This is a genomic window from Oenococcus kitaharae (assembly GCF_025758695.1).
In the GTDB taxonomy this organism is placed as follows: Bacteria; Bacillota; Bacilli; order Lactobacillales; family Lactobacillaceae; genus Oenococcus; species Oenococcus kitaharae_A.
The window spans coordinates 306,213-325,434 of the sequence record NZ_JANJQP010000003.1; the positions used below are offsets into that span (position 1 = coordinate 306,213).

At 40.8% G+C, this 19,222-nt stretch carries 23 protein-coding genes and 1 tRNA gene; 17 read left to right on the top strand and 7 right to left on the bottom strand.

Annotated elements, in window-relative coordinates; translation table 11 throughout:
* Nucleotides 1-5 precede the first annotated feature (5 nt).
* From NRF22_RS07670 to adhP, 9 genes are all read left to right on the top strand, one after another.
* The gene (locus tag NRF22_RS07670; protein ID WP_263779963.1) at nucleotides 6-1,379 is read left to right on the top strand and encodes an MATE family efflux transporter; all 1,374 of its coding nucleotides are present in this window, start codon (nucleotides 6-8) and stop codon (nucleotides 1,377-1,379) included.
* A 74-nt stretch (nucleotides 1,380-1,453) separates the two neighbouring features.
* Nucleotides 1,454-1,936: a CtsR family transcriptional regulator gene (locus tag NRF22_RS07675; RefSeq protein ID WP_007745749.1), complete on the top strand. Its 483-nt coding sequence runs from the start codon at nucleotides 1,454-1,456 to the stop codon at nucleotides 1,934-1,936.
* On the top strand, nucleotides 1,929-4,394 hold the full coding sequence (locus NRF22_RS07680; RefSeq protein WP_263779964.1) for an ATP-dependent Clp protease ATP-binding subunit: 2,466 nt from the start codon (nucleotides 1,929-1,931) through the stop codon (nucleotides 4,392-4,394). Before NRF22_RS07675 ends, NRF22_RS07680 begins: the two co-directional genes overlap by 8 nt.
* 51 nt (nucleotides 4,395-4,445) lie before the next feature.
* Entirely contained in the window at nucleotides 4,446-4,892 is a 447-nt protein-coding gene (locus NRF22_RS07685) for an NUDIX hydrolase (RefSeq protein WP_263779965.1), read from the top strand.
* A gap of 114 nt (nucleotides 4,893-5,006) precedes the next feature.
* Nucleotides 5,007-6,353, top strand: a complete 1,347-nt coding sequence (locus NRF22_RS07690; protein WP_263779966.1) for an ABC-F family ATP-binding cassette domain-containing protein — start codon at nucleotides 5,007-5,009, stop codon at nucleotides 6,351-6,353.
* Entirely contained in the window at nucleotides 6,350-7,201 is an 852-nt protein-coding gene (locus NRF22_RS07695) for an aldo/keto reductase (protein ID WP_263779967.1), read from the top strand. Before NRF22_RS07690 ends, NRF22_RS07695 begins: the two co-directional genes overlap by 4 nt.
* A 276-nt stretch (nucleotides 7,202-7,477) precedes the next feature.
* The gene (locus NRF22_RS07700; RefSeq protein ID WP_263779968.1) at nucleotides 7,478-7,867 is read left to right on the top strand and encodes a DUF488 domain-containing protein; all 390 of its coding nucleotides are present in this window, start codon (nucleotides 7,478-7,480) and stop codon (nucleotides 7,865-7,867) included.
* A complete protein-coding gene (locus NRF22_RS07705) occupies nucleotides 7,824-8,381 on the top strand; it encodes a DNA-deoxyinosine glycosylase (RefSeq protein WP_263779969.1) in 558 nt (185 codons plus the stop codon). The genes NRF22_RS07700 and NRF22_RS07705 overlap by 44 nt, the downstream gene beginning before the upstream one ends.
* A 133-nt stretch (nucleotides 8,382-8,514) precedes the next feature.
* Nucleotides 8,515-9,567 (top strand): alcohol dehydrogenase AdhP, encoded by a 1,053-nt coding sequence (adhP, locus tag NRF22_RS07710; RefSeq protein WP_007745756.1) that lies wholly within the window; start codon nucleotides 8,515-8,517, stop codon nucleotides 9,565-9,567.
* Between the two features lie 50 nt (nucleotides 9,568-9,617).
* On the opposite strand, the gene NRF22_RS07715 is transcribed toward adhP, so the two are convergent.
* On the bottom strand, nucleotides 9,618-10,793 hold the full coding sequence (locus tag NRF22_RS07715) for an AbrB/MazE/SpoVT family DNA-binding domain-containing protein (protein WP_263779970.1): 1,176 nt from the start codon (nucleotides 10,791-10,793) through the stop codon (nucleotides 9,618-9,620).
* 135 nt (nucleotides 10,794-10,928) lie between these two features.
* Here NRF22_RS07715 and NRF22_RS07720 point away from each other — a divergent pair.
* From NRF22_RS07720 to NRF22_RS07745, 7 genes are all read left to right on the top strand, one after another.
* Nucleotides 10,929-11,016, top strand: a tRNA-Ser gene (locus NRF22_RS07720).
* A gap of 191 nt (nucleotides 11,017-11,207) precedes the next feature.
* Entirely contained in the window at nucleotides 11,208-11,492 is a 285-nt protein-coding gene (locus NRF22_RS07725; RefSeq protein WP_186414121.1) for a hypothetical protein, read from the top strand.
* Nucleotides 11,485-11,691, top strand: coding sequence for a hypothetical protein (locus NRF22_RS07730; RefSeq protein WP_186414122.1), 207 nt, complete (start codon nucleotides 11,485-11,487; stop codon nucleotides 11,689-11,691). The genes NRF22_RS07725 and NRF22_RS07730 overlap by 8 nt, the downstream gene beginning before the upstream one ends.
* A gap of 434 nt (nucleotides 11,692-12,125) precedes the next feature.
* Nucleotides 12,126-12,428, top strand: a complete 303-nt coding sequence (locus NRF22_RS08885) for a type II toxin-antitoxin system RelE/ParE family toxin (RefSeq protein WP_412178729.1) — start codon at nucleotides 12,126-12,128, stop codon at nucleotides 12,426-12,428.
* On the top strand, nucleotides 12,421-12,765 hold the full coding sequence (locus NRF22_RS07735) for a type II toxin-antitoxin system MqsA family antitoxin (protein WP_050498730.1): 345 nt from the start codon (nucleotides 12,421-12,423) through the stop codon (nucleotides 12,763-12,765). Before NRF22_RS08885 ends, NRF22_RS07735 begins: the two co-directional genes overlap by 8 nt.
* A gap of 1,355 nt (nucleotides 12,766-14,120) precedes the next feature.
* Nucleotides 14,121-14,561, top strand: a complete 441-nt coding sequence (locus NRF22_RS07740) for a hypothetical protein (RefSeq protein ID WP_186414123.1) — start codon at nucleotides 14,121-14,123, stop codon at nucleotides 14,559-14,561.
* 43 nt (nucleotides 14,562-14,604) lie between these two features.
* A complete protein-coding gene (locus tag NRF22_RS07745; protein WP_263779971.1) occupies nucleotides 14,605-14,961 on the top strand; it encodes a hypothetical protein in 357 nt (118 codons plus the stop codon).
* A gap of 375 nt (nucleotides 14,962-15,336) precedes the next feature.
* Here NRF22_RS07745 and NRF22_RS07750 read toward each other — a convergent pair whose 3' ends face one another.
* The 6 genes from NRF22_RS07750 to NRF22_RS07775 form a co-directional block, all read right to left on the bottom strand.
* Nucleotides 15,337-16,656 carry a virulence-associated E family protein gene (locus NRF22_RS07750; protein WP_186414124.1) on the bottom strand — a complete coding sequence of 440 codons (1,320 nt, stop codon included), beginning with the start codon at nucleotides 16,654-16,656 and terminating at the stop codon, nucleotides 15,337-15,339.
* A gap of 2 nt (nucleotides 16,657-16,658) precedes the next feature.
* The gene (locus tag NRF22_RS07755) at nucleotides 16,659-16,874 is read right to left on the bottom strand and encodes a hypothetical protein (RefSeq protein ID WP_186414125.1); all 216 of its coding nucleotides are present in this window, start codon (nucleotides 16,872-16,874) and stop codon (nucleotides 16,659-16,661) included.
* 1 nt (nucleotide 16,875) lies between these two features.
* Nucleotides 16,876-17,148, bottom strand: coding sequence for a hypothetical protein (locus NRF22_RS07760; RefSeq protein ID WP_186414126.1), 273 nt, complete (start codon nucleotides 17,146-17,148; stop codon nucleotides 16,876-16,878).
* The gene (locus NRF22_RS07765; RefSeq protein WP_263779972.1) at nucleotides 17,141-17,707 is read right to left on the bottom strand and encodes a hypothetical protein; all 567 of its coding nucleotides are present in this window, start codon (nucleotides 17,705-17,707) and stop codon (nucleotides 17,141-17,143) included. The genes NRF22_RS07760 and NRF22_RS07765 overlap by 8 nt, the downstream gene beginning before the upstream one ends.
* Nucleotides 17,708-17,725: 18 nt before the next feature.
* Nucleotides 17,726-17,923 (bottom strand): hypothetical protein, encoded by a 198-nt coding sequence (locus tag NRF22_RS07770; protein WP_243114846.1) that lies wholly within the window; start codon nucleotides 17,921-17,923, stop codon nucleotides 17,726-17,728.
* A gap of 72 nt (nucleotides 17,924-17,995) precedes the next feature.
* Nucleotides 17,996-18,181 (bottom strand): hypothetical protein, encoded by a 186-nt coding sequence (locus tag NRF22_RS07775; protein ID WP_186414128.1) that lies wholly within the window; start codon nucleotides 18,179-18,181, stop codon nucleotides 17,996-17,998.
* 129 nt (nucleotides 18,182-18,310) lie between these two features.
* Between NRF22_RS07775 and NRF22_RS07780 the strand changes: the two genes are divergently transcribed.
* Nucleotides 18,311-19,195: a helix-turn-helix domain-containing protein gene (locus NRF22_RS07780; RefSeq protein WP_186414129.1), complete on the top strand. Its 885-nt coding sequence runs from the start codon at nucleotides 18,311-18,313 to the stop codon at nucleotides 19,193-19,195.
* Nucleotides 19,196-19,222: the final 27 nt, after the last annotated feature.

Here is a 19,222-nt window from a genome sequence, read left to right on the forward strand (position 1 = left end):
ACTTTATGCATAGCCTGACTGAAGGAAAGCCTCTTAAATTAATAATTTTCTTTACGATTCCGCTGCTCTTAGGGAATCTCTTTCAGCAATTGTATACGCTGACGGATACAGTTATTGTCGGACGCACGCTAGGTGTTAATGCTCTAGCTGCAGTCTCTTTGGCTACAACTCTCAATTGGCTGCTGGTGGGTTTTGCACAAGGATTTACTGCAGGCACTGCAATTATTACGGCTAAACGTTTTGGTGCCGGAGATTTAAGAGGCGTTCGCCAGTCTATGGTGACGACAATTTTCTGTACAGCCGCGCTGACAGCTATTATGACCTTTATTGCTGTTGTCTTTAATAAGGAAATTCTGCAATTAATGCAAACACCGCAAGCCGTTATGGAGCAGGCAAATATTTTCCTCACAATCTTGTTAGGATTTATGTTTACAACGATGAGTTATAATCTCGCGGCCAATGCCATGCGTGCTGTTGGCAATTCGCGTGCGCCGTTGATTTTTCTGATTGTGGCTGTTTTTTTCAATATTGTTCTTGAATTACTCTTCATTGTTGTTTTTTCTTGGGGAGTTTCCGGTGCAGCCTTTGCAACCGTGATTGCGCAATTTATTTCCGGTGCAATTAGTTTTGTCTATATCTATCGGGTTTTGCCTGTTTTGCAAGTTCATCGCCATGATTGGCATACAAGCTGGTTAGACATTAAAGAGCATCTTCATTCTGGTTTGCCGATGGCTTTTCAGAATTCAATTATCGCGATTGGTGCCGTTATTCTGCAAACAGCTTTGAATACCTTAGGCACCGATTCTGTTGCGTCTTCAGGTGCAGCTTCACGAATTGACCAACTGGCAACTTTGCCAATGATGAGTGTGGGGATCACAATGGCCACTTTTACAGCCCAGAATCTTGGCGCAAAAAAATACTCACGCATTTTAGAGGGAGTGAAACAGGCTTTGTTTGTCAGCGGCAGCTGGGCTGTCTTAATGTCGATTTTGGAAATTAATTTCGGCCATTATCTGATTCAGTTCATTTTGGGCTCCGGAAGTCAGCAAAACAATGTACTGGCACTTTCCCGCACCTATTTTCTGGTTAACGGCGGGCCCTATATCTTGCTGGCCACTCTATTCCTGATACGGTATACCTTACAAGGCCTGGGCAATGCATCGGTACCCACGGTAGCCGGTATCTTTGAATTATCTATGAGAGCTTTCGCCGGCCTCGTTCTTGTTGGCTTGTTTGGTTATACCGGTGCAGTTCTTGGGTCGCCTTTAGCTTGGGCGGGATCTTTGCTAGCTTTGACGCCAGCTTGGTTTTCGGCACGACGAAAATTGACTAAATTAAAAGATGGTCAGGAAGTTGATATACACCTAGAAGGCCGTTAAACAAGGGCCAGTTTTTTTAGGGTTGGCCTTTCCGGCCGTTTCTGTTTATAATAATAGTCAGGAATGGTCAAATAATGGCAGAAGCGAATATATCAGATTTAATTGAACAATACTTAAAGGAAATCCTCAGTCAGGATGATTTTGCTGAAATTAAACGCAGCGAAATCGCCAGTCGTTTTGCTGTTGTGCCAAGCCAGATTAATTACGTGATTAATACACGATTTACACTGCAAAACGGTTATGTTGTCGAATCCAAGCGAGGCGGCGGCGGATATATTCGTATTGAACATGTTGACTTGGTTGACGATACCAAAATTTTCGATGAACTGATCGATTATATCGGTGATTCGATTGGTGAGAATAATGCTGGACAAATTATTACGGCACTATTGAATGATAAAGTGGTCAGCGAACGTGAGGCAAATCTGATGGCGGCAGCCATTGACAAGAATTCTTTGCGGATTTCTGATAAAGTATCTGAAAACACGGTTAGGGCTCGTGTCCTTGTTGGCATGGTCAATCGACTGAGATTTGAGAGTACAAACACACATGGATAATCAATACACAACTTCAGCAAAAAATGTTTTACTTCTAGCCCAAGAACAGGCGAAGTATTTTAAACATGAAATTGTCGGTTCCGAACATTTGTTATTGGCTTTGGCACTCGAAAAAGATGGCTTGGCCAGCAAAGTTCTTCAAGACTATAACGTTACCGATGATGACATTAGAAATGAAATCGAACAATTTACAGGCTACGGTTCGCATGAGAATGTGACAGCCGGCTTTTTGGCTTATTCGCCAAAGGCACAGGAAATTTTAAAAAATGCTGCCTTACAGGCACAAAGCTTGGGTGCAAAAAAAATTGCGACAGAACATCTGTTGTTGGCTCTGCTAAATGACGAGTCCATTCTTAGTTCGAGGATTTTGGCCAGTCTTGATGTTCGTCTGCAGGATTTGACGAAAGCTGTTTTCAAGCGAATTGGTGTTGATCCAACGCAGCAGCGGGCAGCTCAGGTACAAAATCAGTCTAATCAAGCCGGAACGCCGACACTTGATTCAATGTCTCGGGATTTAACTGCGATGGCTCAGGCAGGCCAAATTGATCCAGTCGTCGGACGAGACCAAGAAGTCCATCGGGTGATTCAGATCTTGAGTCGCCGAACGAAAAATAATCCTGTCTTGATTGGTGAACCTGGTGTCGGAAAGACGGCGATTGCCGAAGGATTAGCCGAGAAAATCGTCAGTGGCCAAGTACCTTTTGATTTAGCTCATAAGCGTTTAATGGCATTGGATATGGGTGCTTTGATTGCTGGTACCAAATATCGTGGTGAGTTTGAAGATCGTTTAAAGAAAATTATTAATGAAATTCACAATGATGGGCAGGTCATTCTGTTTATTGATGAATTGCATACATTAATAGGTGCAGGCGGTGCTGAAGGTGCATTGGACGCTTCAAATTTACTAAAGCCAGCTTTAGCTCGAGGTGAACTGCAGACAATCGGTGCGACGACCTTTGATGAATATCAGAAGTATATTGAATCTGATCAGGCTTTGGAACGGCGTTTTGCCAGTGTAACGATTGATGAACCGAATGAAGATGATTCGGTACAGATTTTAAAGGGTTTACGCCCTCGATATGAAGAACATCATCATGTTAATATTTCTGATCAGTCAATTGAAGCAGCGGTTAAATTAAGTTCGCGTTATATCACGGATCGGTTCCTGCCGGATAAAGCGATTGATTTGATGGATGAAGCGGCAGCTAAAGTCAGAATTGATACGGTTCAGCCCGAAGATAAAAAAGCCGAATTGGAAAAACACCTGGCACAGTTGCGGGATCAGTTGGATGATGCTGTTTCCTCTGGGGATTTTGATAAAGCCACTAAAATCCGTCAGGATGAAATCAAGATTAGAAAACAATTAGCCTTGATTGAGACGGATACGTTAATTAATGGCAGCAAAGGTCATGGCTATGGTTTAACCGTGACTGAAAAAGATATTGCTGAAGTCGTTGGTCAGCAAACTGGCGTACCAGTGACACAGCTGCAGAAGTCGGAATCTGATCGTTTGCTGCATTTGGAGGCGATTCTGCATCGCCGAGTTGTTGGCCAAAACGAAGCCATCTCTGCTGTGGCACGGGCTATTCGTCGCGCACGGTCCGGTATCAAAGATCCTAGTCGGCCAATTGGTACCTTTATGTTCCTTGGGCCGACTGGTGTTGGAAAGACTGAATTGGCTAAAGCACTAGCTGAGGCAATGTTTGATTCGGAAGATAATATGATTCGTGTTGATATGTCTGAATACCAAGAGTCATACTCTGCTTCGCGTTTAATCGGTTCAGCACCCGGCTATGTCGGCTATGACGAAGGCGGACAATTAACTGAGCGCGTTCGCAATCATCCTTACTCGGTTGTTTTGCTAGATGAGGCTGAAAAGGCGCATCCTGATATCTTTAATTTATTGCTTCAAGTATTTGATGATGGCTATATGACGGATTCTAAAGGACGCAAGGTTGATTTTAGAAACACGATTATCATTATGACGTCGAATTTAGGTGCGACGCGTGTGCGCGATAACAAGCATGTTGGTTTTGGCGCCATTGAGCCGCAGGATAATTATCAGGCGATGTCCAGTGAAATTCGCGCAGCCTTAAAAGAAAGGTTCCGTCCGGAATTTATCAATCGAATTGATGAGACAATTATCTTCCATTCTCTGAACAAGACTGAACTGCATAAAATCGTTGAATTAATGAGCCATGGTATTTTGGAGCGTGTCGCTGAACAAGGTGTTGCGATTAAAATGAGTAAAACGGCCATTGACTTAGTTGCTCAAGCTGGATTTGATCCCGAATATGGTGCTCGTCCAATTCGCCGCGCCTTCCAAAATAATGTCGAAGATGTAGTGTCTGACGCATTACTGTCCGGCAGAATCAAGGCTGGTGATTCGGTGACGGTAGGTGCTAAAAAAGGAAAAATCGATCTATTAATCCACAAACAAGCGGAAAAAAGTAAATGAGTGATCAGGGCCTGCCACTAATTGGTAGGCTTTTTTCAATATAATGGTATTATGGCTGATTATGTAAAAGATATTCGTGCAAAGGTTGGACACATGCCGCTCATCATGGTTGGCGTTGGTGGGGCATATATCAAAGATGATAAAATTCTGCTGCAAGAACGTGCCGACACCGGCGGCTGGGGGCTGCCAGGCGGCTATATGGAATATGGCGAACGTGTTGAAGAGACGCTCAAACGGGAATTTAAAGAAGATGCCGGCTTGGAAATTTTGTCCTATCGTTTCCTAACTAATTTTGATCAGGAATTTTTCACTTATCCAAACGGTGATCAGACACAAGTATTGACACCTTTTTATCTCGTAACAGCTGTTAAAAATCAGCCGGCTGCATTTGATAAACATGAAACAAAAGCCATCGCTTTTTTTGATTTTGATCATTTGCCTGAGATCCATTTCGCATCACACAAAAAAATTCTGGCCTATTTGCAGACTTTGTTATAATAATTTTAAAGAGGTAAGTCCAGTGAAGAATACATTGATTTTAAATAGATAAAATTCGAGATTGGTGTATTTTTAATATTGTTTGAAACCACCGATTTCTAAAAGGTGGTTTTTATGTCTCTAAATATTACAAAATTAGAAAAAAGAGTTGATGGCCAACAGCTGTTTGCAGTTGACAAAGCGTTTATCGAAAATCGGGCGCGTGTTGGGGTTATCGGAGATAACGGTCAGGGCAAGACCACGCTCTTAAATATAATTGCTGGCCGAGATAAGGATTTTAGCGGGCAGCTGCACGTTAGTGGTTCTTTGGCCTTTGTTGCTCAAATAAATGATTTTGATCAGCTATCTGGCGGACAGCGTGTTCGACGTTTGATCGAAGAAGCTCTATTAAAGCGTCCGGATTTATTGATCTTGGATGAACCCACGACACATCTGGATCAGGAAAACGTCAATTGGCTGCTGGGCAGATTGAAAAAGTTTTCCGGCAGCGTGCTGGCTGTTTCTCATGACCGCTATTTTCTTGACCAGTTTGCTCAAGAAATCTGGGCTTTTCAGAACCATCAGTTGACAGTGTTTTCGTCAACTTTAAAAAATTTTTTGGACACACGGGCAGCACAAGCCGAAAGTCAAGCTGCGGCATTCAAGGAAAGCCGTAACAAGAAAAAGAAGCTCCAGAAGGCGGAAAACAGGGTTCGTGGCGAAGCACAAAGGATTAGCAATCATAGTGTACGGGATCCTTTTCATGCTAAAGTCGCCAAACAGATGTTTCAAGTGGCGAAAAATCTGCACCAACATATGGATAATTTAAATGACGTTTCAAAACCTTTTGTCCAAAAAAAGCTGAAACTGCAGCATCCGCTTCATATGGCTGCCGGCAAAAACCTGATAAAAATTTTGAATTTGGACGTTGTCCGAGATGGGCAGACACTGGTTTCCGATCTGACTTTTTCCATCGCTGCTGGTGATAAAGCAGCTTTAATCGGAGAAAATGGTTCTGGCAAGACGACTTCCATCGAAAAAATTTTACAAGCTCAGCCGCCGCAAGTTACAAGAGCCGATAATCTGAAAATCGGCTACTTTCATCAAGACCTCAGCCAAATACGCAATGATCGCAATCTCTTAGAAAATGTGCTTGATGGTTCTTTGGAAAATGAACAGACAGCGCGAGACTTTTTAGGCGCTTTTGGTATACGCCGAGATAAAGTTTTTCAAAAAAGCGGCAGTTTATCAGGCGGTGAGAAAATCAAATTAGCTTTGATTAAAGTCCTATTATCGGATGCTAATCTGCTGATTTTAGACGAACCGACAAATTTTCTCGACTTATCGGCGATTGAGGCTTTACAAGATTTCTTGACTGATTATACAGGCGGTGTACTGATCATTTCTCATGATTTGACTTTGATTCAGGCAGTTTCAAATAAGATTTTAAAAATCGAGGCACAACGTATAATTGAGGTATGAGTATTTTAGATGAAACTTTTCAATTGAATAATCAAAACAAAATTCCAAAAATTGCTTTTGGCACTTGGCGATTAGCCGATGGGGACCAAGCCTATCATGCTGTCGCGGAAGCTTTGAAAATTGGCTACCGCCACATTGATACGGCTTTTCATTATTTTAATGAGCCTTCTGTCGGCCGTGCAATCAAAGATTCTGGCATTGATAGAAAAGATATTTTTCTGACGACAAAATTGCCGGCTGAAATTAAAAATCATGATGATATTTTGAAGAATTTCCAGGAATCTTTGGACCGCTTACAGACAGATTATGTTGATCTCTATTTGATTCATGCACCATGGCCATGGTCTGATATTAATCTAGATTATCGCTATGATGGTGCTAATCAGGAAGCTTGGCAGACAATGGAAGAGATTTATCATTCCGGCCGTGCCAAGGCAATCGGTGTTTCGAATTTCGATGTCCACGATTTGAAAAATCTGCAAACCATGTGGACCGTGAAGCCGGCTGTCAATCAGATTGAATATTATATTGGCTGGACACAACCAAAAATTACGGCCTTTACGAAATCACTCGGTATCCAAGTCGAAGCCTATTCACCGCTGGCGACCGGCGGCTTGGCAACGCAAGATGAGATCCAGAAAATTGCGGAAAAATATCAGGTTTCTGTTCCGCAAATCGCGCTGAAATATGTGCTGCAAAAAGATATTCTGCCTTTGCCAAGAGCAACAAGATCCGAACATGCCAAATCCAATGCGACGCTTGATTTCCAACTTTCAGACGCTGACATGGCTATCTTGGACCGAATTCCCGATACAGGCCAGGCTCGCCATAATGTGACAATGGGCTAAGCCGGCGGATGAATGCAACTATGTCAGCAACTATGTCAGAGGGTACCTTGGACATCAAAAAGCTGAGAATGATGTAAAGGAAGCTCGAAAACCAGCGATTAGCCGAGACAATCTTTTTCAAGTAGTGTTTACAATTTTAAGTAATTCTTTCTTTATTTCATGTGTTACGAGAAATACATGTTAGTCTTTATTAGACTTTCTTTTAATGTTTTGGCAATCTTAAATGTCTCATAAATGATTAGCCAAAAAAAATTTGCAAGCTAGAATAAGGGGTATATGATCAAATTTGAGAGAATTTACGGATCCGAATCAAAAGGGTATCGGGTTTTAATTGATAGGCTTTGGCCGCGTGGTGTCAGTAAAGAGAAAGCTGCGATTGATCTTTGGGCAAAAGAGATTGCGCCATCCGAAGATTTGCGGCAGAAGTACCACGATGAAGATTTAGATGAGATGGCTTTTCGCGCAATTTATTTGACAGAATTATCCAGCAATCCAGCTACTGTCGAGTTTTTGCAGACTTTAAAAGATCATCCAGATAGTATTTTGCTGTATGCCTCTAGAGAGAACCATGAGAATAATGCTAAAGTTCTCGCAAATTATCTAACACGTCAGGGAGTTGCTTTTGAAACGGGTTCAAGCAGCACAAACGAAACAACACAAGCTTGATTATCAGCATGTTGTGCATCCCTGGCCGCCACTTTATGATGTACACTCTCAAGTTTTGCTGCTTGGGTCGCTGCCATCACCCAAATCTTTATCTTTCGGTTTTTATTATGGCAGTCCGCAAAACATTTTTTGGCAGACTTTAGCTAAAGTCCTCGGCCAAAAAGAGGCTGATAAGACCATAGAATCGCGTCGCAATTTTGCTTTAAGGAATCATGTTGCTATTTGGCAGACGCTCGCAGAAGCCGATATTATCGGTTCCCAGGATGCGACAATTAAAAACCCGGTTGCAAATGATTTTACAAATTTATTAGCAAGCTCACAAATTCAAACGATTTTTACAGAAGGCAAAAAATCAACAGAGCTCTTCAATCAGCTAGTGGCACCGACAATTGGCCAAAAAGCTATTTACTTGCCTTCGACTTCGCCAGCCAATCGTGCCACACAGGCGAAACCAATTTTCATGGCTCGTTGGTCTTTAGTTAAACAAGCACTTGAGGGTCAGGCTGTCCAATGAGACAGCTTTTTTTATTGACAGTTTTCACAATGTTTTTATTTTCACAAATGTATGCTATATTGAGTTTGTAAATTTTTGTACAAACTAATACAAAAATCGAAATAAACTACCTAAAAAGAGGTCGGAGACAAAAATGAAAGCAGCTCTTGTTCGAGAAAAAAATGATGGATTTGTTGATTTAGTAGATGACTGGGAGCCTCGTAAACTGGCTTTTGGTGATGCTTTGGTCGATGTTGAATACTGTGGTTTATGCCACACGGATTTGCATTGTGCAAGCGGAGATTTTGGTGATCCTAATACCATGGGAACGCGCAACGGCAGTTGGCGCCGTGTTATCGGTCATGAAGGTGTCGGTATTGTTTCTAAACTTGGTGAAGGTGCGGATCAGTATTTGAAAGTCGGTGACCGTGTTTCAATTGCTTGGTTCTATGATGCTTGTGGTGTGTGTGATTATTGTGTTTCAGGCAATGAGACGTTCTGCCGTAAGGTAAGAAATTCTGGCTATACTGTTGATGGTGCGATGGCTCAACAAGTTGTTGTGAACGCAAAATATGCAGTGAAGGTGCCATCCGATTTGGATCCAGCGGCTGCTTCTTCCATCACGTGTGCCGGTGTCACGATGTATAAAGCATTGAAAGTCGGTGAGACGAAGCCTGGTCAGTGGGTATCAGTCCATGGTGCTGGCGGACTTGGCAACCTAGCTGTTCAATATGCACATAATGTTTTCGGCGCGCACGTTGTTGCTATTGATGGCAACCCTGATAAATTGGAAGCCGCTAAAGAAAACGGTGCCGATATTATTGTTAATCGCAAAACTGAAGATGTCGTTGCTAAAGTTAACAAATTAACTGGTGGTGTTCATAATGCCCAAGTAACGGCTGTCAATGATGCAGCCTTCTCTCAAGCTGTTAACGTTCTTCGCCCATTGGGCAAACTAGTTGCCGTTGCATTACCTCAAGGCGATATGGCTTTGAATATTGCTAAGACAGTCTTAGATGGTATTGAAGTTCGCGGTTCTTTGGTTGGCACACGTGCAGATTTGAAAGAAGCCTTCCAGTTTGGCGCTGAAGGCAAAGTCACACCAATCGTTGAAAAAGTTGATTTGAAAGATATCAATGATGTGATTGAAGAGATGAAAGAAGGTAAAATTACCGGACGTAAAGTCTTTGATTTTACTCATATGTAAATCTAAAAAGAATGATTAAAAAAGCTCTGGTGATTTCTTGCCAGAGCTTTTTATTTTATTTCAATCGTGAAGATTTCGGCGTTTTCCAGGTAGAGGTTATTTAAATTCTGCATTAGTAAAATTAACCAGCCAAAAGCTAGCCCAAATGAAATGATTTCAAAAGCCGTTAGCGACAGGTAATGAACCCACTGAAACAAGATTTCCGATAAGGCTAGCAAGCCGGCAAAACCATAGGCTGTTAGCAGAAATTCTCTTGTAATACCTGGCAGCAACCAGCGAATACCAATAATTATCAGTAGAATAAATGCAACAAGCAGATTGGATGTCCACCAATGCAGCTGATGCAGCCAATCGATGGCGCGATTATTTTGAAAAACACCGACTAACCCGAAGGCGATTGACGAGCCTGTCAGCAAAATCCGTAGAATCCGTGTTTGAATTGTAATGAATTTAGGAATTAAAGACAGCAGTGAAAAAATATAATCAATCAAAGTCAGCATAATCGAGGCTGAAAAAATGAGGGTGAAATTAAACTGCCACCAGTTGTTTGATAGATTAGAACCGAGGTAGGAGAAATTAATTTGCCACCAATTTTGCTGTTTATTTGTAATCATGGATAAAAAGATGCCGCCCACTAAGGTCAAAATCAGCGTAGTCGTGATTGTAGAGAAATTAATCGATAATGCAGCATTCATCATTAAATAACAGGAAATGCCCACAAAACCGGCTATTAAGGCTGAACTGGTATAACGATCAAGCATGACGCCATGGAAGGCTAAATCGATGAAATAAAAGCAGAATGAAGTGATTGAGAAGTTCAAAATCGTAAATGCGATTGATAATGTCAGAACGGATCGAATTTTGCTCCAAAGGCTGGCCATGACTAATTGTTTGCCGCCTAACAGAAGCAGCGCAGCTAAAAAGACAACAAAACCAAAGACGACAGCTAGATAGATGGTTATTTGACTGATCGAATTTCCACCTGATAGTTTAACGTAACGTGTTTTTTGAATGAAAAAGTTGATTAGTGCAACAACGCCAGCCAACAGAGCAGGCAGCATAAACCATCGCAGTGATTGTGTCTGACTATTGGCTTTTTCAGGCTTTGGCTGAATAATGATTCGGTCACGATCAATTTGAGCCAGCAATTCATCACCGTAATTCAGGGACAATTTATCCAAAGCTTTCTTTGGAATTGAAATATGTATTTGCTGATTTTCTACCACGCACTAATTCTAAACTATTTATGACTTCATTTAGGCTCAGGATGAGGCGTGCCCGATTCCTTTTATCAAGCTTTTTTGAAAATTTGGACGATTAGCTGACTTTTGATAGACTAAAAGTGTAGAATATTTAAGTTCGGATGGATACCCAAGTGGCTGAAGGGGTCGGTCTAGAAAACCGATAGGTCGTGTATGCGGCGCGAGAGTTCGAATCTCTCTCCATCCATAATGATATGTTCTAAGGGCGTATAAAGCCCGTGGTTAAGGCTTTTATAAGTTTTAAAGGGTTGTGGATAAGTCCTGATATTACTTACAAAAGTAATACGAAAAGTAATATGAGTTTTTGAAAGTGAGGTTATGAATATGACTTTGCACACACCATCAGTCTCTTAACTAAATTAGAAAAGAGATAAAAATATGTCCTACACAGTAAATAAAGAAACGTTTGAAGAAACAGATTACAAAGCTGGTCAGCTCCATGATTTAATGTTTATCTTGAGCAACTATGGCGATTTAAGAACAGAAAATATGAACCCCTTTAACCATGATGAGGCTTTAAAGCTCTTTGACGCTTATCAGCACGTTAACAGCGTGACCAGTACGATTGTCAGCCTTGTTTCTGAGATTGACGGCAATTTGAGTAAAATGGCCAAAGAAGATATGGCTTATAGGAAAACTGTAGAGGTATCTAGTCATGATTGAAAATGAAGCATGGAACTTACTCGATAGGGCAAGTTCATACAGTACCCGACTAGAGAAAATGATCGGCAGCTTAAAACTAGATGAGTTAAATAGCAAGCAAGCTATCATCAGGCTAAGCGTGATCTTGTCGCTCTCGCAAGCCATTAGAGATGATATCAAGACCTTTAAAGAGGTTACTCAGATAGCCAGACCAAGTTAACGAATAAAGAAAAAGCGTCCATTATGGGCGTTTTTGTTTGCTTAACGGGGATGTTTTAAGTGTGCTTGCAAGCACGGTTGTTAATATTTTGCTGTGTGGACGTATCCACGGCCATCAAAATAATGCCGGCTTAAAACTTTGACTGCCCCCCCTATCTTTGCTTGCAGGAAGAGCGCACACATTGCCGTTGTCTCGTGTCAAAGTAAAATTTTTAAATATTTTTTATAGGGGGCTCTAGCAGCGTCTAAACCATGCGGTTAAGGCGTTTTTGCCTATTAAAATGACTCAAAATTACTGCTTATTCCAACCCTAAAAGCAGCTTTTCAAGTTCATTCAGCTAAGCTGAAATATGCTTTTGAGTGATTGACAAAGAGTATTAGATACTAGATAATGAACTTACGGAAATATACTACACACAATCTTTTGAGAAGTCGATCAAGAAGAATCATCTCGCTAGGGATGAGGAACAAGTCAAACAAGAGTTTGAGAATAAAATTATCGAGTACCTTTCTCAAAGACCAGATACAAGGATATTTCCTAAGTCGGGTGCAGGTATCGGCCATGTTTGGAAGATTAGAGTCATCGAGAACGATTACCGGATTATCTATTACGCCAAAAGAGGGCAAGATATCTTTGCACTCATTATCTTTGCTAAAGCGTCTGAAGAGAATTTAAGCTCTGATGAAAAGAAACTAATCAAAAAGTTAGTAGAAAGGATTGAACAAAAACATGGATAAAGAAGATATGAAGTTGTTAGAAGAGAGTATCGGGGATGTTTCTAAAGCATTGACGGGCGATCTGAGTGGTATTGCTGAGATTGTGCATATTGATGAAAACACCCGTGTCCGTCATTCTGTTAAAGTGAGGAAACTGAATGATGACGATTTCAATAAAGAATCACTGAAGAAAATTAGAATCACTTTAAACATGGACCAAGATAATTTCGCTAATTTTATGGGTGTTTCAGTCAATACAGTTAAAGCATGGGAGCGAGGCAGAAATAAGCCATCAGGCAGCAGCTTGCGGCTACTGTCTTTAATTAATCGTCATCCCCGACTGGTTAAAACTGCTTAATCTGAGTGCATAGATAACCATTCCACAACCGTTTTAGTCATACTAAGGCGGTTTTTTATTGCCTAGCGGAATGAATTTTTATGAAAAACGACTTTTTTTAGAAGGGTGAAGCATACCGTTCAGTAGCCGATCATTGCTTAGCAGAAAAACCGTAGGGGGGATGGCTATCTACACTCAGGCAGCCTAAAGGACTGCTGTCAGGCTGTTAGAGTCAATCTGATCTGTTAGGTAGAGACAATGAAACAAGTTATATCTATGGTTATATGGCGTATCTGAGAAGCCAACAGACTATCACTAGTTTAGTGGTAAAGTGGGCGATATCTGTCGATTATTGACTTGTTTTTAGCTATTTTTACGCTGTTTTAGCTAGATTAACACCACTTTCCTATTACATGATAAGTGGCCATAGGCCTGATCTGCCGCTGCTGCCAACGCTGCTCAGAACCTGCTAAAACTTGTCATCAAAACAACCATACAGACAAGCTGACTCGACTATTTACCGACTCAGAGAACCATTACCTTGTCAGAGGGTAGTGGTATGGTCTTATAGCTATCGCTGAAAGGGCTACTGCTCTGTTATGCCCTTATACGTGCGGGGCTTTTATGCTCTAAAACGGGTAGAATATTACGGCATGTTTAAAACAAAAATGCCGTTAGATAGGCGTTTGTAGGCCTGACCCCCCGGTAGGTAAAAAGTTTTGCAAAATCGATATTTTTTACAAGTCAGGGTTGTTGAGTACGGTACCTCCGTGAACCAACATGGGGGCGGGCAATGTTTATCAGCAGCCAGTTCAGGCAACTACTCGAGCTGAAGATAGTGGTTAAATGTTGTCCTGTTTCATTGCAGGTTTTTGCAGGTTTTACTGTCTAAATAGAACTGTTTTACCGAATTATTTAACTCTTTTTAGTCATTTTTATGTTAGGTTTTTGCAGGTTTTAGGCTAGCAAAAGCAAGCATTTAGGCCATCTTTTGCCATCATTTAACGTTAGGTTTTGCAAGGGTCTTAGACCATCAAATACCAGCATGCAACCTTAACAATTCTTAGCATGTAAGCCTGATCTAACGCCTTTAGAGTGCCGATATGACGGCTTGCAACCTTTGCAACCTTTTGTTTCTTGGTTGCAGCGTTTGTGTGCAACGTTTTTAGGTTGTGTTGCAGCAGATTGACTCCCTAAATTTCATTTTTTGGCAATTTTACGTAAAGCGTCATCTATGCGCCGTTCTTCTTTTAGCAGCACCCTAGCCCCCGTATGACCCTATATCATGACTTTTTACTTAAAGATGTACAAGCACACGAATAGCTTAAACGTACTGTAATCGCTATTTTTTGGCTTCTACGAATTAAAATAGACTTATGAGTCAGCCAGTGATTGATAAGTTTGTGATTAAAACGATCCGTATTCTTTGCCAGAGTCTGCATTACTGCCAGTCGTTTCCTGATAGACCCTTTGTCTTGGCTGATGAGAATGTTTATCGTTGTGGCGACTTGGCTGCTGCCATTGTTTCAGCCTTAAAAGATTGTCCACTATTAACGGCTAGGTATACCAGTCCTGAAGCCAAGAATACGTTTAAACTTGCTTTGTCCTTAAAGGATATCCAAGCCATGATCCATAGAGGCCGAACACAGACCTGTATCATGCTGAATATTGAACGGGAAACATTTATCAAAGCGCTGACCTTAGTGAATGTAATGGCAGTGGCTGAAGCGGTTAAGCGCTCGCCTATACAAAAGGTCTGCATGCTCGATCATATTTTTGCCTATAACCCGAGAAAGACGTTGATGAAAGTTGACTGAGAAGCCCTTAAACAGAGCTATTGACTGTGTCTGTGGTCAATACTTGATCTTAGCTTGTCGGCGCTTGTGGCGTTTTGAAGATACGCTGAGTCCTTATTTTGCCTATAAAAAAGCCCGTAGAAGCGCTGATGATGATGAATCGTTTGCTAGACAAGATGAGCTATTAAGAACGCTGTATCACTTATTTCAGGCTTGCCCTGTGTTAAAAGCCAAGTACAGCAGAAGAACTTTATCAATCAAAGAACTCTGCACAGCTTTTCATTGTTCAGAGACTACGATCAGCAGACGGCTAAGAATTGAACGGGCTTATTTTGCCGCCCATTTTAAGCTGTTTGATCTGAGCCAGTTAGGCAATGAGATACAAGATAGGAATTATAAAGGCATTGTGCTAAATATTTAAACCATCCCCGTCGAGGATCATTTTTAACATATCAGGTAAAAAACTCACATAGGTAACATGGCGACTCACACGGACAAACCCAGCAACCACGGGCATTAGAGGGGTAAATGTGAGTATGTGAGTTATTTTTGCTCAAACTATCTATAATTACTTTTTATTTTTTTATTTTTTTATTTTTTCTATTTCAAGACTTTTAGAGAAAATTAACTCACATACTCACATAGATACGTTAAAAATGCCTTTATAGCAAGGCTTGAACAGTTTTCACAATGTGAGTTTTCTGACTTTTATGTGAGTTTTTAGTCGTTTTATGTGAGTTATTTAAGCTTTTATGTGAGTTTTTTGAGTTCAGATAATAAAAAAGACCTTTCGGTCTTAGGCTTTTATTTTTGTGTAGCCTGGTAAATGACTCCAGTTAGCATATTGCCAATCGGGATTAGCTGCCATAATCATGTTGATTTCATTTCTTATCGTTGTCCTTTCTTTTGGTTTGAGATATTGCTGACCTGTACGATCTATGACTTGTCCTAATAATTCTCTCAGTGAGAAATGTGTTCCGATGAGTGTATCGGCTAGAATATCATCCAAGCTGTCTGTGATATCATCGCTTGCCAGATAGTCATTTTGCAAACTTTCGATCTGTTTGGTTTCGGCTTTGGTCGGGAAGATGGAATAAGCGTCACGATACAGAGAAACAGCTTGTCCCCAGAGCTGTGTTATCTCGTTATGAAGCTGATCTGTTTGACTAAGGTCTGTGATATCGGCTGTGCGCTTATCAGCGTTAGGATGTAAAACAAAGTATCTACGGTTACCAGTCCGATCTTTTAACGGTATCGGGTCATTAGTCGTCATGCCGATGACAAAGTTCTTAGCATACTTACGGGAGGTTCTTTCATAAGGCGCTCTGAATTGCAAAGTTGTTTCTGTGATAAAACTCTTCGTATCTTCAAAGCCTGTATGCTTGCTTGCTTTCATCTCATCATCATTGACGATCCAAGCGCCTAACATAATGGCTTGATTGTCTTTGTCCTTAAAGTCGCTGATATTATCCGTATACCATTCAGGACGAATGGCTAACATATTGAAGAATGTTGTTTTGCCAGTGCCAGGAGCGCCTTGCAAAAGTAAAACAAAGTCAAATTTAGCTGTGGGCTGAAAAACCTTTGTGACTGCGCCGACTAACCAGATAGCAAACATTCTCACATTGATCTCTGTCTGCTCCACGCCTAGCCATTTATGCATAAAGCCTGTGAGATGGTCTTGTTGATCCCAGTCCTTAAACGCTGTATTCAGGTAATCTTTTAGCGGATTATAGTGGTTGGCGTGTGCCAAGTCGTTAACGGCTTGAAAAGCAAGGTCGGTTCTGATCTGATAGATAAATTGTGAATCAGCATAAGATATCAAAGCACTTATCAAGTCATCATTGAAAGCGCCTGTGTGAATCGTGAATGAACCGATTTGTAAGTCTGTAGGATAAACAATTTCGATCTGTTGGGCAAAGTCGTTATATTTAATCACGGTTTGGCCAAAGGGTCGCAGCATAACAGATAGAATCTGCTTCGCATTGGTTAGGTCATTGGCTTTCAGAGAACCGTCCATATTTCTATGGAAAGAATCACGAATCGGGGATGTTGCTAATTGCTCGATTTCCTGATCGCTTGCTAGGGTCTGAATTTGTGGCTTGACAATCTTCATGCTTATCTCGTATCTGCCTTTTGAGTCAGCTCATAGAATGAAGCCAGCAGTTTTGTTAAATCGGGGTCTTGATTTGGAATATTCAGATAGCCAGCAACTTGATTATTCAATTCTGCCAGCGCATGCTGATAAGTTTCTGCCAAGATTTTCAGCCCTTTCAAAGAATAGTTACTAAAGAACTGTTTATCTTTGGACTCGATTGTTTTGTAGTCTGCCATGTTAATTTACCTCCCGATCAATCGCCCGAATATCTACCAGCTCATCCCCGCAATGCTGCTCTAATTGTTGGGCAAGTTGTTCGATAACGGCATAATTTTCTAGCTGCCGATAATACTTAGCTGCCAGTTTTGGATATCCTTTTGCTAGTAACGACTCATATTCAGCAGCTAAGAACTGCTGTCCGAATAACGCTCTTAAGTTGATCCGATGTAGATACGTTTCTAAGCTCCTATATAAGGCCTTGTAATTGGTTTCTGTTAAGCCGTTAATCATGCTGAAGGCCTTTCTGTCGTTGGCTGTTAGCTAGAGCTTGAATGACCTTTTTATAGAGATTGTAGCCAGCGATCACGCCATGCATACGCTCGTTGCTGTGATCTACTCTTGCTTGAGCTTGAGCAACAAAAGCAGCCAACTCGTTATCATCAATCGGGATATAGTTGCCTTTGTTATCGCCGACTGTAATTGTGGCTAGGGGTAGATGATACTTAGCTGTGAGAATATGCGTGTAAGCCGAGAATGTCCGCTCGTTTAAGTGCAGCAGCTTAGCCAGCGTACTAACTGTACGGGCATTAGCCAGACCCAGAGGAACAGTGTTAGCCACCACTTTGAGATAAGTGGGAATCTTGAAATTATCGAAATAACCGTGTGTGCTGATTTCCGGCATGCCAGCTAATTCAAGCTGTTGGAACTTACTAGCCTGCTTTTCGCTTGTGTTTTCGCTATTATTAAAGGTAGTTAGACTCTTTTTGTCTAGCTGTTTCTTCGATCTGTTAGCGCCAGTGCCGTCCAAAGCTGAAGCGTTAGCAGATTTTTTTATATCTTTATTTGTCATTTTTGATTGTCCTGATTTCTATTTGATTTGTTTTTTATCCAGATACGCCAGCATATCCGTTGTTTTATACAGTTTTAAGCTGCCGAAGACAATCGGGTGTAGTTTGCCTTGATTAACCAATGTGTCGAAGGAACGAACGTTAAAGCCGAATAACTTGGGGATGTCTTTACGCCTAAAAGTTACAGGCCAGAATTTATTTTCATTTTCCATATTCATAAATGAGCCTCCATATTTGAAACAAAATGACTGATGATGTTTTCATAGTGGCTGCCATTGTTTCCTTTCTAATTAATTACTTGATCCGATATTCAATTTTTGTAGAGCATTCTCAAGGCGTTCTTTTTGACTGTTGTTCAAGTCTTCAGGATATCTGAGCCATACCGAGAGGTTTGAAGCGTTGGTGTGCGCCTCGTGGGCTACCTCATACATTTTTACTCCTGAATCTTTAATCATCTTTCGGTAATTCTTTGCCATATTTTCCTCATTTCTTGTAAGAACTAATTGCTTTCGCTGCTTACATGTAATAATATAAACCATAAGGGCAATAAAAAGAGTAATATAGATTAAACACATTAAATTAAAACAGTTTAGTTGAGGCAGTTTATGAAGAACTTAAAAATAGACAAGAAAATAGTGAGCCAACGTATTCACGATCTCAGAACAAAGCTGGGTTTAACTCAAAAAGATGTTGCAGACACCTTAGGCTATTCGACTATGGCAATTAGTAAGTATGAAAGTGGAAAATCAAACTTGTCTGATGAATCGGCTACCGCTCTGGCTAAAGTGTTGAAAGTTTCTGTTTTCGAATTGCTTTATGGTGATATTGCTAAATATACTAAACAAGCTATTGAAAATATTGAATTTAAGTCCTCGATTTTGGACGATTATGTACAGGATGATCTAACTTTTAACTATCTTTTTGGGAAAACGCAAAATGATAAATTGTTCATTCAATTAGACAAATTATTTTCCTATATCATTGATAACTACAAACCAAGGTTTGATCTTATGAAAAAGTCTTCTATGAACATGCTGATGTATAGAGAAGACGAAATATCTAGAAAAGACCATGCTAATTGGCGTCTGGCTGTAATTGAATTTACGACTACTAGTGAGTGGTTCACTTTATTGGTTCGTGATCTTAAGGCAGGGTTGTCGATACCATTTAATATCCAAGGTAGTCAAAGCATACAAGACCGTTTTCAGGATCAACTACTTTTTTCAATCAATCATCTTCTTAGCACAGATATCGATTATCAAAATCCAGATTATCGCCCTATCTACAAGCGGTTAGATTATTTAATCAATAAGACTGAATACAATGCTCAATTAGACTTACCTGAAGGTGCGGGTGGTTCAATAGGTGACTCCTCGGAAGTTGCTAATTGTTACTGGGAATTTGAAAGCGAAACACAAGCCTATTTCAAGAAATTAGATGAGATTAAAGCTAGATATCGGGCAGCAATTTCAGAGAAAGACAACTCTTAAAAACTCTCGTGACTGATGATGTGTGTA